Raw genomic sequence first — 15,125 nt, forward strand, 5'->3', positions numbered from 1 at the left:
GCTGCACACGACGAAGCCCGCCCCAACGAAATGGGACGGGCTTTCAGCGTTGTAGCCCCGACCGGATTCGAACCGGCGCTACCGCCTTGAGAGGGCGGCGTCCTGGGCCACTAGACGACGGGGCCAGGCACTTTTCCTGCTTCACCACCCCGCAGGGCGGTGCGGCAGTAGTCTAACGGCACCGGCATCCGGCCTCCGAGACGGGGGTCGGCCCGTGCGGGTCGGCCCGGGTGGGACAGCACCGGTACTGCGAAGTAGCGGCATCAGGGCGGGTGGGACAACGCAACATCGCCCCACGGACGAGGGTTGAGCCGTCGGCGTTGCGGACTTCACCGTCACCGGGACCGGCCAGCCCACGGGACTCAGGCCCCACGGACGAGGGCTGCGCCAGCCCACGGGACTCAGGCTCCACGGGCGCAGGCCCCACGGGCGGGACTGCCCGGTAGGGCACGGGGGCAGGGCTGCACACGACGAAGCCCGCCCCAACGAAATGGGACGGGCTTTCAGCGTTGTAGCCCCGACCGGATTCGAACCGGCGCTACCGCCTTGAGAGGGCGGCGTCCTGGGCCACTAGACGACGGGGCCAGAACATAGCTTGTGCTTCCCTGCCCTATCGGGCGGGGAAGCTGCACTCTACCAGAGATCAACTTTGCCCCCAGAGCAGGGAACGTGGTCGATCTCCGCAAGAATCCAGCGTCCGAGGATTCGGATGAACCCTCGGTTGCGCTGGGGTACCAGGACTCGAACCTAGACTAACTGAACCAGAATCAGTTGGGCTGCCAATTACCCCATACCCCATTGGCCCCTTGTGGTGCCGGGAAGGAACTTTACCCTCCCCGCGCCAACAGGCCAAATCCGATCCCCCAAACCGCCTTTGAGCTGCGGAAACAGGGGGCGTACGGTCAGCCGACCGGCACCACCGAGTTGGTGAGCTCGCCGATCCCCTCGATCCGTACGGTGACGGTATCCCCGTCGGTGAGCGGGCTAACCCCGGCCGGGGTGCCGGTCAGCACCACGTCCCCGGGGAGCAGCGTCATCACGTGCGAGATGTACGACACCAGCGCCGGCACGTCGAAGACCATGTCCTTGGTCCGGCCGAGCTGGCGTACCTCCATCTCGTCCGGGTTGCGCCCGACCTCGCAGCGGACCTCCAGGTCGGTGACGTCGAGGTCGGTGGTGATCCAGGGGCCGATGGGGCAGAACGAGTCGAAGCCCTTGGCCCGGGTCCACTGCCCGTCGGAACGCTGGAGATCCCGCGCGGTGACGTCGTTGGCGCAGGTGTAGCCGAAGATGGCCCGCGCGGCGGTGGCCCGGTCGACCCGGCGGGCACCGGGCGCGCCGATCACCACGGCCAACTCGGCCTCGTGCTCCACCTGCCTGGTGAAGACGGGCAGCCGGATCGCGTCCCGGGGGCCGATCACCGAGGTGGACGGCTTGAGGAAGAGCAACGGCTCCTTCGGCACCTCACTGCCGTGCTCGGCGGCGTGCTCGGCGTAGTTGCGCCCGACACAGACCACCTTGCTGGGCAGGATCGGCGAGAGCAGCCGGACGTCGGGAAGTGCCCAGCGGGCACCGGTGAGCTGGATCTGCCCGAACGGATGACCCTCGATCTCGGCGATGGTCAGACCCTGCGGCCCGGCCTCCGACTCGCCCTCGACGACTCCGAACGACATTCCCTTGGCATGAGCGAAACGAGCGATACGCACCGGGCCAATCTATCCCCACGGCGGCGTCGGCCGTCGGCCACCGGCCGAGCGTCGGCGCAGCTTAGGCCATCGGTCGGTGCTCCGGGCGGGGTTCGGCGCTTCGTACCCGCCCGGAGGCGGCGCGCTCATACCGTCGGCCTCGGAGGTTCGTTGGTATGCCTGCATCGAAACGACACCACAGGACCCTCGCGGTTTTCGTGAACTGCCTGGGCATCCTCGCCGCCGTACCGGCGCTGCCCAGCCCAGGAACGGGCCCGGCGACACCGGCGACACCGGCGGCCACCGCACCGGCAGCAGCGACGGCAGGGGCGGCCACCGCACAGGCGGCCACCGCACAGGCGGCCATCGCAGCGACGGCAGCAGCGGCAGCGGAAGCCCCGGCACCGGCACCGGTGGCAGCGACGGCGGCGGGGACACCGGCTGCGGCGGCGCACCGGGGGGCTCAGGCCGCACCGGCCGTGCCCGGGGTGGCGGCCAGCGGGGCGGTCGTCCCGGTCACCCCGTCGGCGCCCGCCCCGGGGATGACCACCGCCGGCAATCCGGGTGTGCCCCGACCGGCACCGCAGCTCACCGTCGCCGTGGCACCAGCCGCGACCTCGGTGCCGGGCTACCGGATCCTGGTCCGCAACAACGGCGTCTCGCCGGTGCAGACCATGGTCCGGCAGGAGTTGCCGGCCGGCACGTCGACCACCGCGGTCAGCGCGGGCGGGCTGGTCACCCGGCCGGGCGGGTCGACCGGCGGTGGGGAGGTCACCTGGCGGCTCGTCGTACCGGCCGGGGCGACCCGGACCCTGGACACCGCCCTGGCCGCCACCGCGCCGGGCCAGGCGCTGACCGCGCCGGCCTGCGCCTACACCGGCGACGGCGACCAGCCGTACGACTGCGCGACCGCCACCTGGCGCAGCGCGGTGACCCCGGAGGCGGCAGTGCCCGCGACACCGACCTGGCGGCAGCCCCCGATCCTGCTCGGCGCGGCCCTGGTGGTGCTGGCGCTGCTGGCCGGCGGGCTCTGGTGGTGGCAGCGGGCCCGGCGGCGGGCGAGCGGCATCGCGCCGACCGGCACCGCCCCGACGGCGGCCGGCAGCCCGCCCTACGCCGGCGGTCCGGCAGCACCGGGCGGCGGGACGGTGTATCCCCGACCCGCCGTTCCGGGACAGCTCGGACGGCGACGTAGCCCGTCGGTGTGGCTGGTGGTGGGGGTGGCCGCGACGGTGCTGGCCGGGGTGGTCTTCGCCGCCGCCTGGACGGCCACCCGGCAGGTCGCCGCGATCGACACCAGCAAGCAGCCGACCGCCGGGGCGTGGACGGGCACCAGCATGACCGGCACCGTCGGCACCCCGCTCCGGGAGAAGGCGTTCGAGTTCACCGTCTACCGGGTGGACTGCGCCACCGCGAGGGCGGCGAGCCAGCAGTGCCAGGCCACGGTCGGGGTGCGCAACGTCACCCCGGAGCAGCAGAGCTGGCACGGTCAGCTCCAGCGGGCCTACCTGCCGGGCGGGACCTGGGTGAGCACCGACGAGGACGCCACCCGGCTGGCGAACCTGGGGCGTGACGTCTTCGCCCAGCCGGTCTCGGCGGGCAGCCGGGTGGTGCTGCCGCTGGTCTTCACCGTGCACGGGATGCAGAAGCCGAAACAGTTGGAGCTGCGCAGCGGGGTGTTCTCCGCCGGGGTCCGGGTGGACGTGCCGTGACCGGCGGGACACGCCGAACAGAGGAGACGTGCCGGGGGACGTGCGCTGAGCGGGAGCGGGCGGCGGTCGTACCCTGAAGGTGTGACCGCCGCCCTCGCTCCCGCCGCCCTCGACGCGGCCGACTGGCGGGCCCGGCGGGCGGCCCACCAGACGCGGGTGGCCGGCTGGCTGGACCCGCACCTGGCCCGTCGGCGCACCGGCGGCCGGCACCCGGTGGAGGACTTCCTCTTCACCTACTACTCGTACCGCCCGGCGCAGCTGCGTCGCTGGCACCCCGGTGCCGGGGTGCTGCTGCGCGACGCGGACCCGGCCGAGTTCGGCCCGGACTACCGCGCCGACCCCGCCGGGGTCACCCTCGACACCGATCGGGTACGCGCACGACGCGCCGAGTCGGTCGCCTGGATCCGGGAGCTGCTGGCGGCCACCGCGAGCCGACCGGCACACCTGGGCTGCTTCGGGATGCACGAGTGGGCGATGGTCTACCGGCAGACCCAGGAGGAGGTTCGGCACAACGCCTGGCCGCTGCGGCTCAGCCCGGAACGGACCGCCGAGGTGGTGCGGGAACGCGGCGTGCGGTGCAGCCACTTCGACGCGTTCCGGTTCTTCACCGCGCCGGCCCGGCCGCTGAACGTGCTCCAGCCCAGCAGGGAGACCCAGCACGCGCTGGAGCAGCCGGGTTGTCTACACGCCAACATGGACCTCTACAAGTGGGCGTACAAGCTCTCACCCCTGGTCTGCTCGGAGCTGGTCGCGGACTGTTTCGGGCTGGCCCGGCAGATCCGGACGCTTGACATGCGGGCCAGCCCGTACGACCTGGCCGCCCTCGGCTGTCCCCCGGTGCGGGTGGAGACCCCCGAGGGCCGGGCCGAGTACGCGGCGGCACAACGCGGCTTCGCCGAGCGGGCCGCCGTGCTCCGCGCCCGCCTGCTGACCGCCCTGGACCTCGCCGAGGCTGTCCACAGCTAACCACCCCGGCGCACCCCTCGACCGCCCGCACGTGCGACCAGTCTCCTGCATGTTCACGCTCGAACCCCGAAGTAGTGGCCTCCGTCGTTCGGGAGACCACTACTTCGGGGTTTCAGCACGATCTTGGGGGCGCCCTTCGGCGAACGGGTGGACCGGTCAACTGGCGGTGCAGGTCACCGCCGGTGCCGTGGCGGTGCCGGTGCTGGTGCCGAGGAACCCGAAGGTGGCCTCGGCGGCCGGGGCGAGCGCGCCGTTCCAGTTCACGTTCCGGGCGGTGACCGCGCTGCCGGTCTGGGCCAGTTCGGCGTTCCACACCTGGGTGATCTGCTGCCCGGCGGGCAGGGTGAAGGTGACCCGCCAGCCGGTGGTCCGCGCGGTGCCGGTGCTGCGCACGGTCACCTCACCCTGGTAGCCACCCTGCCACTGGTTGGTGACCCGGTAACTCGCAGTGCAGGCGACCCCGGCCGGCGGCGAGGTGGTCGGCGGGTCCACCGTGGGCGACCCGGTGGGGCTCGCCGTCGGGCTGGGTGAGGTGGTCGGGCTGGGTGAGGTGGTGGGAGTGGGTGAGGTGGTGGGAGTGGGGGTCGGGGTGGTTCCGCCGAGGGCGGCCACCAGCGCCGGGTACCACCTGTCGGACATCTTCTGGTCGCCTGCCGCGTTGGGGTGCACCCCGTCGTAGGTATCGGTGGTGGTGCTGAACCCGGTCCACTGGTCGACCACCACGATCGGCGACGCGGTGGTGGCCTTCCCCGCCGCCCAGCCGTCGATCACGGCGTTCAGGGCCACCGCCCGCTGCCCGCACTCGGCACAACTCGACGGCGCCATCGGGATGATCTTCGCGACGATGATCCGCATCGCCGGGTTGCTGGCCCGCATCTGGTCCACCAGCTTCGAGTACGCAGCGAGGATGGTCGCCGGTGCGATGTTGCTCCACACGTCGTTGGTGCCGAAGTGCATGAGCACCACGTCCGGGCGGGTCGCGGCGAGCCAGCCGGGGAGCAGGTTCTGGTTGGCGACGTTCGTCACCAGGTAACCACCGTGGCCCTCGTTGTCCCCGTCGTACGGCTGACCGCAGCCCTGCGGGCCGAGGGTGCCGACGAAGTCGACGTCGGTGTGGCCGGTGGACTGGAGGCGGTTCCAGAGGATGGACCGCCAGCAGCCGGGTGAGCCGGTGATCGAGTCGCCGAGCGGCATGACCCGTACCGGGGTGGCGGCGACGGACCGGGCCGGTGGGGCGGCGGTAGCGGGATGGGCCGGCGGAGTGACGGCCAGCCCGACGAGCAGGGGGACGGCCGCAAACGCGGCGAGCATGGAGAGGAACGGCCTTCGGAGCATGGTGAGGGGACTCCTGTCACGTGACGACGTGCGGTCGGTGACGGCCCGGTTGCTCCCACCTACATCCCAGCAGACCGCACGTACCCGCTCAACGCCCTCCCGCATCGTGGCGAAGCGCTTCGACGGTCGCCGCGACCGAGGACACCGGCGAGCGCTCCGACGCGCAGCCGCTCCTCACCGCTCGGCGAGGGTGCACAGGGTGTCGGTGGACATGCCCGCCAGCCTGGGCAGACCGGGCCCGACCCCGACGCCGTCTTCCGGTGCGCGCGGTCGGGCGGTGGGGCTCAGTCCCCGTCGGCGCGGCGGTCCCGTTTGCGCTGGGACTGGCGCTTCTTGTCGGCGAGGCGGCGTTCCTTGGCGCCCCGGGAGGGGCGGGTGGGCCGGCGGGCCGGCGGGGGTGGGGCGACGGCGGCGCGCAGCAGCGCGGCCAGTCGCTCCCGGGCCGCCTCCCGGTTGGCCAGCTGCGCCCGGTGCTCGCTGGCGGCGATGGTGAGCACCCCGTCGACCAGCCGGCCGGCGAGCCGCTCCAGCACCCGCTCCCGCAGCACCGGCGGCAGGCTGGTGGTGCCGGCGACGTCGAAGCTCAACTCGACCCGGGAGTCGGTGGTGTTGACGCCCTGCCCGCCCGGCCCGGACGAGCGGGAGAACCGTTCCCGCAGCTCGGCGGCGGGCACGGTCCACCTGTCGGTCACCCGCAGTCCGTCGTCCACCCGGCGAGGCTATCGCCCTCGGCCGACAGGTCTCAGCCGCCCTTGCCGATGATGGTGTCGGCGGTCTGCTGCACCTGGTCGATGGGGATGGCGAAGCCGATGCCGATCGAGCCGCTGCCGTCGATGGTGGCGATCGCCGTGTTCACCCCGACCACCTCGCCCCGGGCGTTGACCAGCGGGCCACCGGAGTTGCCCGGGTTGATCGACGCGTCGGTCTGCACCGCGCTGCGCCGGTTGGTGCCCAGCCGTACCTGCCGGTTGAGGGCGCTGACGATCCCGGCGGTCACCGTGCCGGCCAGGCCGAGCGGCGAACCGACCGCGAGCACCGGCTCGCCGACCCGGGTGGACCGGGGCTTGGCCAGGGGCAACGGGGCCAACCCGGCGGCCGACGGCACCTTCAGCACGGCCAGGTCGCTGCCGGGTTCCCGGCCCACCACCTCGGCGGCGTACCGGCGGCCGTCCGGCATCTCCACCGTCACCGCGCCACCGCCCCCCTTGGCCAGGATGTGGTCGTTGGTGACGATGTGCTGCTCGTTGTCGATGGCGAAGCCGGAGCCGGTCGCCGACTGCCCGGTGGCACCGCCGCCGACCAGCACGGACACCACCCCGGGCACGGTCTTCTGGGCGGCGGTGACCAGCTCCGCCGGCACCGGGGCGGCGGAGGCCGCCGTCGGCCCCGCCCCGCCCTGGCCGGCCACCCAGCCGCCGGCCGCCGCACCGGAGACGGTGGAGAGGGCGACCACCGCCGCCGCGGTCCACAACCGGCCACGCCAGCGCCGCCGGGACGGGTCCTCCCCCGGCCCCGGCACGTCCCACCGGTGCCGGCCGTCCGGACCGAGCTCGGGTGAGAGGAACCAGGGGCCCCGGGGCTCCCCCAGACCGGTCTGTACTGCCATACGTCCGCTCCTCACTGTGTGCTCCGACGGATCAGGGCAGGTCGGCCGAGGTCGGCCCGGCTCAGGGAAGACGGGAGAACCAGCGCATCGACCCGACTGCGGCACCCATGGCGAAGACCAGCCCGAACCCGATGAACCGGGCGGAGATGTCCTGACGTTCCTTGCGGTAGCCGACCGAGGAGCCGATGTCCTCGTACACGTTGCGCAGTTCGGCGCTGCTGCCCGCCTCGTGGAACCCGCCCCCGGTCTCGTCGGCGACCGCCCGGAGGGTCTGCCCGTCGACAGGCACCTGGATCGGCCGGCCCCCCCGGTCGACGAAGCCACCCGGGGTGCCGAACGAGATGGTGTGCACCGGCACCTTCGCCGCGACGGCCGCCGAGGCAGCCTCCATCGGGTCCGCGCCGGAGGTGTTCGCCCCGTCGGAGAGCAGGATGACCCGGGCCGGCGGCGGTTGCTTGGCCGCCTTCTCGTCGAGGCTCTTCACCGCGCCGAGGGAGGCGCTGATCGCCTCGCCGATGGCGGTGCCCTGCACCCCGGTGATCCCCTCGGCGAGCCGGTCGATGCCGTCGTGCAGGGCACCCCGGTCGGTGCTCGGCGGCACCAGCACCGCCGCGCTGCCGGCGAAGGCGACCAGGCCCACGTTGAACTCGTCGGGCAGCCCGTCGACGAAGGTCCGGGCGGCCTCCTTGGCGGCGGTCAACCGGTCCGGTTCGACGTCGGTGGCGAGCATCGACGTGGAGACGTCCACGGCGACCATCACGGTGGCCCGCTCGCGGGGCACCCGTACCTCGGCGGTGGGCCGGGCGAAGCCGACCACCAGCAGCGCCAGCATGGCCAGGAAGAGCCCGGCGGGCACGTGCCGCCGCCAGGCGGGTCGCTGCGGGGCGACCCGGTCGAGCAGCCGCAGGTTGGTGAAGCGGACCGCGTACCGGCTGCGTCGGCGTTGCATCAGCAGGTAGCCGGCGGCCAGCGCGACCACCCCCAGCAGCAGCAGGAGCCGGGTGGGTGACTGCCAGTTCACGCGACACCTCCCCGGGAGGCGGCGGGCGCGGTCGCCAGCCGACGCTGGGTGTGCACGTGTCGCACGATGTCGGCGGTCCAGTCCCGGTCGGTACGCAACGCCAGGTGACCGGCCCCGCTGCGGCGCAGCGACCGGGCCACCTGGTCGCGTTGCGCGGCGGCGGCGCTGGCGTACCGGCGGCGCAGTCCCGGGTCACCGGTCCACACCTCGCGCCGTCGGCCGGTCTCCGGGTCGACCAGGGTGATCAGGCCGACGTCGGGCAGCTCCAGTTCGCGTGGGTCGGTCACCTCGACCGCCAGCACCTGGTGCCGGGCGGCGAGCCGGCGCAGCGCCGGTTCCCAGGGGGCCGGGGCGTCATGGTCGTCGGGAAGCCCGTCGAGGAAGTCGGAGACCACCACCACCAGCCCCCGCCGGACGGCGGTCCGTTGCACCGCCGCGAGGGCTGCGACCAGGTCGGGACCGACCGGCGGGCCGGTCGGGGGTTCGGCGTCCGCCCGGGGGGCGTGCAGCAGCGCGCGGAGCAGGCTCAACAGGTGGGTACGCCCGCTGCGGGCGGGAAACCGGCGCAGCCCGTCGGCGCTGAGCACCTGTGCGCCGAGCCGGTTGCCGGTGCCGGCGGTGAGGAAGCCGACCGCGGCGACGGCCGCCACCGAGAGTTCCCGTTTGTCCAGCTCGGCGGTGCCGTACTCCATGCTGGGGCTGGCGTCGACCAGCAGCCAGGTGGTCAGTTCCCGGTCGGCGTCGACCTCCCGGACGTGCGGCACTGTGGTGCGGGCGGTGACCGCCCAGTCCATCCGGCGTACCTCGTCCTCGCCGGGGCGGTACTCGCGGCTGCCGGCGAGTTCGCTGCCGGGGCCGGGCAGCAGGCCGCGCAGCTGGCCCTGGAGCAGCCCGTCGAGTCGGCGGGTGACGGTGAGTTCGAGGCGGCGCAGCCGCTGTTCGGGGGCGAGGTCGGCAAGCGCCGGACCGGCGGGTGCCGGGGTGGTCGGGGCGCTCACGCCGCCGCCAGGTCGGGCGTGTACTCGGGGTGGCCGGTGGCGAGCACCGGCGGGGGCACCGCTTGGACCAGCCGGTGCACCACCGCCTCGGCGGAGACCCCGTCGGCGACCGCGTCGAAGGAGAGCACCAGCCGGTGGGCGAGCACGTCGACCGCGAGTTCGCGGACGTCCTCGGGGAGCACGTACTCGCGGCCCCGCAGCAGCGCCTGGGCGCGGGCGGCGGCGACCAGGCCGAGGGTGGCCCGGGGGCTCGCCCCGTACGCCAGCAGCGGGGCGATCTCCGGCAGCCCGAAGCGGCCCGGGTCACGGGTGGCCAGGATCAGCCGGACCACGTACTCGGCGAGCGCGTGGTGCACGAAGACGTGGGCGGCCCGGCGCTGGTAGTCGCGCAGCCGGACCGCGTCGAGCACCCGACGGGGGCGGGGCCGGTCGCTGCTCATCCGGTAGAGGATGGCCAACTCGTCGGCGTCGCTCGGGTAGTCGACGACGATCTTCATGAGGAAGCGGTCCCGTTGCGCCTCGGGGAGCTGGTACACCCCCTCGGACTCGATCGGGTTCTGGGTGGCCAGCACCAGGAACGGCTCCGGCACCGGCCAGCTCCGGCCACCGATGGTGACCTGCCGCTCGGCCATCGCCTCCAGCAGCGCGGACTGCACCTTGGCCGGGGCCCGGTTGATCTCGTCGGCGAGCACCAGGTTGGCCATGATCGGGCCGAGCTCGACGTCGAAGTTCTCGGTGGAGGCGCGGTAGATCCGGGTGCCGACGATGTCGGAGGGGACCAGGTCGGGGGTGAACTGGATGCGGGTGAAGCTGCCGCCGACGACGGTGGCGAGGGTCTGTGCGGCAAGCGTCTTGGCTACGCCGGGCACTCCCTCCAGGAGGCAGTGACCGTCGGCGATCAGCGCGATGAGCAGCCGTTCGACGAGCCGGTCCTGCCCGACGATCACGCGTCTGACCTCGAAGAAGGTCTGTTCCAACTCGGCGCCTGCCGCGTCGGCTTCGACCGGGCTGGGCAGGCTGGCCAGGGTGTCCGAGATGTCCGTCACGGTGCTTGCTTCCCGTGGCGACGGGCCGGCAAACGTCGGAATTTCCGCCCCGGGAAGGCCCTTACCCACCCGGATCGGGACGACCTGCCCGGCAGGGTGGCAATCACCCGGGACGGCAGTAGCCGCACCGCAGCGGGTGTCGGAGCCATCCCTCCACAGCGGACGGTGCCGACCCCCTCCCGGGGGTCGGCACCGCCGACGGGACCGCGCCTCAGTTGGCGACGAACAGGTGGAACGGCTTGTTCGAGACCGATCCGCCGGAGCTGTACGTCTGGATGAAGACACCGTTCGCGGTCTGGTTGCGTGGCGCGACCGAGATCTCACCGGCCGGCGGCACGTTGAACTGGTCGTTGGTGCCGATAGTGGCCTGGAACGCCTTCCCGACCACGCTGTAGTCGAGCAGCACCTGATACTGGCCGGTGCCGTACTTGGTCGCCGAGACGACGTTCGCCGAGTGCTGGAGCAGGGTGCCGCCGCTGGTGACGACCGCCCAGGCGACCGAACCGGCGGCCGGCGGGGCGAGCGAGGCCTTCAGCGCCGCGCGGGCCTGCTGGGCTTCGGCCGCCGACACGAGCGGCTGGCCGGTGGCGCCGGCCTGCTGTGCCCCCGGCTGAGCCACCTCGGCCCGGGTGCTGGTCGTCGGCTGGGCGGCGGCGATCCCGCCGCCGGCCAGGGTGAGCGCCAGGACGCCGAGCGTCACCGCCGCCGCCTTACGCCTGAAGAATGTGGCCATGACAGGTCTCCCTTTTGTGACCGTGGCAATACGGCCGGCCCACCGTTCGGAGAGCCGGATGGGTCTGGTGCGGACGGGCCGGAATTGACACGGGCAGAAGAACTCCACCCGCGCCGGAAATGTTGAACGAGCAACAGCTCCAACCGGTCTGAGCTGGGATTACTACGCTCTGTTGCGGCACCTCAACGAGGAGGAACGTAACACCAACAAAAGCGGAGCGTCAATAGCGGGCCAATCCGTTTTGCCATCTTCAAAATGATGTTGGAAATTGCGAAAGATGAACTCTCACCCATTCATGAATTGGCTCCGAGGCCCTGCGGAACGGCATCGGCCACTAGGCTGGCCGCCGTGCTCCTGACCTCGGCGCCGTCCACCACCCGATGTCCCGCCGCCACCCTGGCCTGCTGGCTGGCGGTGGCACCCGGTCTCGTCTGGGCGGTGGTCCGCCTCGCCGGGCTGGACCAGGGCCCGCTGGTGCCGGCGCTCGCCTGCACCCCGTACGTGGCGGGGTGGAGCCTGCTGGCGCTGACCCTGACCCTCGCCCTGCGACGCCGGTGGCCGGCGGTGGTCGCGACGGTGGCGGCGCTGGCCCTGGTCGGGGCGGTGGCACCCCGCGCGCTGCCCGCCGGACAGCCGGCAGCCCGGGGGCCGGGGGCGGGGCTGCTGGTCAGACCCGCGCGTGGTCGAGGCCGTAGGTGAGGGCGTCGACCAGGGCGTGCCAGGAGGCTTCGACCACGTTGGGGTGCACTCCCACGGTGGTCCAGTCCCGGCCGGTGCCGTCGGCGGTCTCCACCAGCACCCGGGTCACCGCGCCCGTGCCGTGGGTGCCCTCCAGGATGCGCACCTTGTAGTCGGCCAACTCGAAGCCGCGCAACTCGGGGTAGTGCTTGGACATCCCGACCCGCAGCGCCTCGTCGAGGGCGTTGACCGGGCCGTTGCCCTCGGCGGTGGCGATCACCCGCTCACCGCGTACCCGGATCTTCACGGTGGCCTCGGAGACCACCGCACCGTCCTCCCGGTGCTCGACAAGCACCCGGTACGACTCCAGCGCGAACGGCCGCACCGGGGCGGCGCCCGGCAGCTCGGAGCGGACCAGCAGCTCGAACGAGGCGTCGGCGGCCTCGAACGACCAACCGCCCGCCTCCAGCTCCTTGACCCGGGCGGTCACCTTCGACACGGCGTCCGGATGGCCGGCCAGGTCAAGACCCAGCTCGCGGCTCTTCAGCTCGATGCTGGCCCGGCCGGCCATCTCGGTCACCAGGATCCGCATGTCGTTGCCCACCACCGACGGGTCCACGTGGTTGTAGAGCAACGGGTCGACCTTGATCGCGCTCGCGTGCAGCCCCGCCTTGTGGGCGAAGGCGGCGGCCCCGGCGTAGGCCTGGTGGGTGTCGGGGGCGATGTTGGCGATCTCGGCGATGGCGTGCGAGACCCGCACCATCTGTTCCAGGCAGCCGTCGGGTAGGACGGGCAGCCCGAGCTTGAGTTGGAGGTTGGCCACGACGGCGAAGAGATCGGCGTTGCCGGGGCGCTCGCCGTACCCGTTGGCGGTGCCCTGGACGTGGCGGACCCCGGCCTCGACGGCCGCGATCGTGTTGGCCACCGCGCAGGCCGTGTCGTTCTGGGCGTGCATGCCGAACAGCTCCGGGGCGATCCCGGTCCGCGCGGTCAGGTCGGTGATGGCGGCGGTGATCTGGGATGGCAGCATCCCGCCGTTGGTGTCGCAGAGCACGAACCGTTCGGCCCCCGCGGCGAGCGCGGTCTGGACCACCGAGGCGGTGTACGCGGGATCGTGCCGGTACCCGTCGAAGAAGTGCTCGCCGTCGACGAAGACCCGCCGCCCCTCGGCGACCAGGTGGGCCACGGTGTCGTGGACCATCGCCAGGTTCTCCGCGCCGGTGGTGCGCAGCGCGCGTTCGACGTGCCGGATGTCGGCCTTGGCGACCAGGGCGACGACCGGGGTCTGCGCGTCGAGCAGCGCGCGCACCTGCGGGTCGTCGGCGACGGCCACCCCGGCCTTACGGGTCGCGCCGAAGGCGACAAGCAGGGCGTGCCGCAGATCCAGCTCGGTTCGCGCCCGACGGAAGAACTCGGTGTCCTTCGGCACCGCACCGGGCCACCCGCCCTCGACGAAGCCGACCCCGAACTCGTCGAGCAGCCGGGCCACCGCGAGCTTGTCCACCACCGAGTAGCTGAGCCCCTCGCGCTGGGCGCCGTCGCGCAGCGTGGTGTCGTAGACCTGGAACGTCATCGCGAGTCCCTTCCTTCGGACCGTCGGACCTTGCGGGGGCAACAAAAAGACCCCCCGCGGATGCGGGAGGTCTGCGCGCTCGGCAGTGGGGAGGGCCGGCGCGCTAGCTGCGAATAATGCGGGCTGAGCTGGTCACGGTCGTCACTCTGCCACCCCGTCCCGGTTTTGGGAGGCAAAATCCACATCTCGGGACGGGGTGTGCGCGGCGGCACCACCGGGTACCCCCGGATGCGGACACCAAGCGCTTTTCTCCGATAACGACTACCACAGTCGAGGCAGGAGTTCCCATGGACAGGCTCGACCCGCACGCCACGCACGGCACCACCGACCCGATGGTCGACGACGGCCAGGGCGCGATCCCCGGTGGCGCACCCGCCGGGGCGTTCAGCCCGTGGAGTTACCGGGACGAGGCCGGGGTCGCCGACGCCGACCTGGTCGGCTACAAGGTCGAGGCCACCGACGGCGGCATCGGCAAGATCGACGACGCGAGCCACGAGGTCGGCGGCAGCTACCTCGTCGTCGACACCGGGCCGTGGATCTTCGGCAAGAAGGTGATGCTCCCGGCCGGCACGGTCGCCCAGGTCGACCACGACGACCGGAAGGTCCACGTCGACCGCACCAGGGACCAGATCAAGGCCGCTCCCGAGTACGACGAGACCAGTCACAGCGACTCGGCGTACCGGGACAAGCTGGGCGGCTACTACGACGACACCTACGGCAACCTGCCCCCGGGCACCGCACGGTAGCCACCCGGCTGCCGCTCGGACGGCACAGCCGTCGGCCGGCGGCACGCCCGTCGAACGGCACGCCCGTTGATCGGCACGCCCGTCGAACGGCACGCCCGTTGATCGGCACGCTCGTCGGACGGCACGGTCGATGGGGCACGGTCAGCCAGCACGGTCGATGGGCACGGTCGGTGGGGGCGCGCACACGCCCCGCCGACCGTTACCGTGTCCGGATGAACCCCACCGAGGACAGTCGCCGCATCCCGTTCTCCGCGATGTTCAACTTCCGCGACGTCGGCGGCTATCCCGGCCACGACGGTCGTACCGTCCGCTGGGGCCGGCTCTACCGATCGGACTCCCCGCACCGGATCGACGGCAACGACCGGGAGGCCTTCACCGCCCTCGGCATCCGTACCGTGATCGACCTGCGCCGCCCGGACGAGGTGGCCCGGGACGGCCGGGTGCCCGACGTGGACGGACTCGCCTACCGGCACATCCACCCCGAGCACGCCGACTGGGCGCTGCGGATGTACGAGCCGGACTCCAGCCTGGCCCGCTACCTCGCCGACCGGTACGTCGACCTCGCCGACACCGGCACCGCCGGGCTGGCCGAGGCGGTCGGCCTGATCGCCGACAGCGCCAACGCTCCCGTCCTGGTGCACTGCGTCGCGGGCAAGGACCGCACCGGCATCGTCTGTGCACTGACCCTGTCGGTGCTCGGCGTCGACGACGACCGGATCGCCGAGGACTACGCGCTGAGCACCGAGGCATCCCAACGGTTCAGCGCCTGGTTGGCGGAGGCCATGCCGGACGCCCAGAAGCCGCCCGCGCCGTTCCTGGGCTCCCCCGCCGAGGCGATGTCGCTCTTCCTCACCGAACTGCGCCGGCGGCACGGTTCGATCGAGGACTACCTGCGGCACGCCGGAGTCACCGACGCCCAACTCGCCGCCCTCCGCGACCACCTGCTGGAGCAGCCCGACCGAACGCAGTAGCCGCACCCACACCAACAGCCGGCTCGGGGAGGGCGGTGCGGCTACTGCGTTCGGT

14 protein-coding genes and 3 tRNA genes are annotated in these 15,125 nt (G+C 72.7%); 5 read left to right on the top strand and 12 right to left on the bottom strand.

The window, feature by feature from the left end:
- Positions 1 to 52: 52 nt before the first annotated feature.
- The 4 genes from AC0AIB_RS29735 to AC0AIB_RS29750 all read right to left on the bottom strand — a co-directional run bounded on the left by AC0AIB_RS29735 (position 53) and on the right by AC0AIB_RS29750 (position 1,706).
- Positions 53 to 125: transfer RNA gene (locus AC0AIB_RS29735), tRNA-Glu, on the bottom strand.
- A 387-nt stretch (positions 126 to 512) separates the two neighbouring features.
- Positions 513 to 585 (bottom strand) — tRNA-Glu (locus AC0AIB_RS29740).
- Between the two features lie 141 nt (positions 586 to 726).
- Positions 727 to 798, bottom strand: a tRNA-Gln gene (locus tag AC0AIB_RS29745).
- Positions 799 to 902: 104 nt separating this feature from the next.
- On the bottom strand, positions 903 to 1,706 hold the full coding sequence (locus AC0AIB_RS29750; RefSeq protein WP_328339240.1) for a fumarylacetoacetate hydrolase family protein: 804 nt from the start codon (positions 1,704 to 1,706) through the stop codon (positions 903 to 905).
- 155 nt (positions 1,707 to 1,861) lie between these two features.
- Here AC0AIB_RS29750 and AC0AIB_RS29755 point away from each other — a divergent pair, with 155 nt between their 5' ends.
- Together AC0AIB_RS29755 and AC0AIB_RS29760 are read left to right on the top strand one after the other, a co-directional pair.
- A complete protein-coding gene (locus tag AC0AIB_RS29755; protein ID WP_465097935.1) occupies positions 1,862 to 3,397 on the top strand; it encodes a hypothetical protein in 1,536 nt (511 codons plus the stop codon).
- A gap of 81 nt (positions 3,398 to 3,478) precedes the next feature.
- On the top strand, positions 3,479 to 4,363 hold the full coding sequence (locus tag AC0AIB_RS29760) for a 3-methyladenine DNA glycosylase (protein WP_465097936.1): 885 nt from the start codon (positions 3,479 to 3,481) through the stop codon (positions 4,361 to 4,363).
- 156 nt (positions 4,364 to 4,519) lie between these two features.
- On the opposite strand, the gene AC0AIB_RS29765 is transcribed toward AC0AIB_RS29760, so the two are convergent.
- The 7 genes from AC0AIB_RS29765 to AC0AIB_RS29795 all read right to left on the bottom strand — a co-directional run bounded on the left by AC0AIB_RS29765 (position 4,520) and on the right by AC0AIB_RS29795 (position 11,102).
- Positions 4,520 to 5,698, bottom strand: a complete 1,179-nt coding sequence (locus tag AC0AIB_RS29765; protein WP_465097937.1) for a cellulose binding domain-containing protein — start codon at positions 5,696 to 5,698, stop codon at positions 4,520 to 4,522.
- Between the two features lie 284 nt (positions 5,699 to 5,982).
- Positions 5,983 to 6,408, bottom strand: a complete 426-nt coding sequence (arfB, locus tag AC0AIB_RS29770) for an alternative ribosome rescue aminoacyl-tRNA hydrolase ArfB (protein ID WP_328339247.1) — start codon at positions 6,406 to 6,408, stop codon at positions 5,983 to 5,985.
- 32 nt (positions 6,409 to 6,440) lie between these two features.
- The gene (locus AC0AIB_RS29775) at positions 6,441 to 7,304 is read right to left on the bottom strand and encodes a S1C family serine protease (RefSeq protein WP_328339249.1); all 864 of its coding nucleotides are present in this window, start codon (positions 7,302 to 7,304) and stop codon (positions 6,441 to 6,443) included.
- A 61-nt stretch (positions 7,305 to 7,365) separates the two neighbouring features.
- Positions 7,366 to 8,325: a VWA domain-containing protein gene (locus AC0AIB_RS29780; RefSeq protein WP_328339251.1), complete on the bottom strand. Its 960-nt coding sequence runs from the start codon at positions 8,323 to 8,325 to the stop codon at positions 7,366 to 7,368.
- On the bottom strand, positions 8,322 to 9,323 hold the full coding sequence (locus AC0AIB_RS29785) for a DUF58 domain-containing protein (protein ID WP_465097938.1): 1,002 nt from the start codon (positions 9,321 to 9,323) through the stop codon (positions 8,322 to 8,324). Before AC0AIB_RS29785 ends, AC0AIB_RS29780 begins: the two co-directional genes overlap by 4 nt.
- Entirely contained in the window at positions 9,320 to 10,369 is a 1,050-nt protein-coding gene (locus AC0AIB_RS29790) for an AAA family ATPase (protein ID WP_328339255.1), read from the bottom strand. Before AC0AIB_RS29790 ends, AC0AIB_RS29785 begins: the two co-directional genes overlap by 4 nt.
- Before the next feature lie 211 nt (positions 10,370 to 10,580).
- Entirely contained in the window at positions 10,581 to 11,102 is a 522-nt protein-coding gene (locus tag AC0AIB_RS29795; protein WP_328339257.1) for a hypothetical protein, read from the bottom strand.
- Between the two features lie 348 nt (positions 11,103 to 11,450).
- Here AC0AIB_RS29795 and AC0AIB_RS29800 point away from each other — a divergent pair, with 348 nt between their 5' ends.
- Positions 11,451 to 11,801: a hypothetical protein gene (locus AC0AIB_RS29800; protein WP_465097939.1), complete on the top strand. Its 351-nt coding sequence runs from the start codon at positions 11,451 to 11,453 to the stop codon at positions 11,799 to 11,801.
- Here AC0AIB_RS29800 and cimA read toward each other — a convergent pair.
- Positions 11,770 to 13,353 (bottom strand): citramalate synthase, encoded by a 1,584-nt coding sequence (cimA, locus tag AC0AIB_RS29805; protein ID WP_328339259.1) that lies wholly within the window; start codon positions 13,351 to 13,353, stop codon positions 11,770 to 11,772. The two genes, AC0AIB_RS29800 and cimA, sit on opposite strands and share 32 nt — an antisense overlap.
- A 287-nt stretch (positions 13,354 to 13,640) precedes the next feature.
- Between cimA and AC0AIB_RS29810 the strand changes: the two genes are divergently transcribed.
- Complete coding sequence (locus tag AC0AIB_RS29810; protein WP_465097940.1) at positions 13,641 to 14,099, top strand: PRC-barrel domain-containing protein; 459 nt, start codon at positions 13,641 to 13,643, stop codon at positions 14,097 to 14,099.
- 212 nt (positions 14,100 to 14,311) lie between these two features.
- Positions 14,312 to 15,070, top strand: a complete 759-nt coding sequence (locus tag AC0AIB_RS29815; protein WP_328339260.1) for a tyrosine-protein phosphatase — start codon at positions 14,312 to 14,314, stop codon at positions 15,068 to 15,070.
- Positions 15,071 to 15,125: the final 55 nt, after the last annotated feature.

It is taken from the genome of Micromonospora sp. DSM 43699 (genome assembly GCF_055517075.1).

Excerpts from the sequence above, each read along its gene's own strand:
- AC0AIB_RS29755 (WP_465097935.1), top strand. The coding sequence starts at position 1,862 with ATGCCTGCATCGAAACGACACCACAGGACCCTCGCGGTTTTCGTGAAC.
- AC0AIB_RS29765 (WP_465097937.1), bottom strand. The coding sequence starts at position 5,698 with ATGCTCCGAAGGCCGTTCCTCTCCATGCTCGCCGCGTTTGCGGCCGTC.
- AC0AIB_RS29775 (WP_328339249.1), bottom strand. The coding sequence starts at position 7,304 with ATGGCAGTACAGACCGGTCTGGGGGAGCCCCGGGGCCCCTGGTTCCTC.
- AC0AIB_RS29795 (WP_328339257.1), bottom strand. The coding sequence starts at position 11,102 with ATGGCCACATTCTTCAGGCGTAAGGCGGCGGCGGTGACGCTCGGCGTC.
- cimA (WP_328339259.1), bottom strand. The coding sequence starts at position 13,353 with ATGACGTTCCAGGTCTACGACACCACGCTGCGCGACGGCGCCCAGCGC.
- AC0AIB_RS29810 (WP_465097940.1), top strand. The coding sequence starts at position 13,641 with ATGGACAGGCTCGACCCGCACGCCACGCACGGCACCACCGACCCGATG.
- AC0AIB_RS29815 (WP_328339260.1), top strand. The coding sequence starts at position 14,312 with ATGAACCCCACCGAGGACAGTCGCCGCATCCCGTTCTCCGCGATGTTC.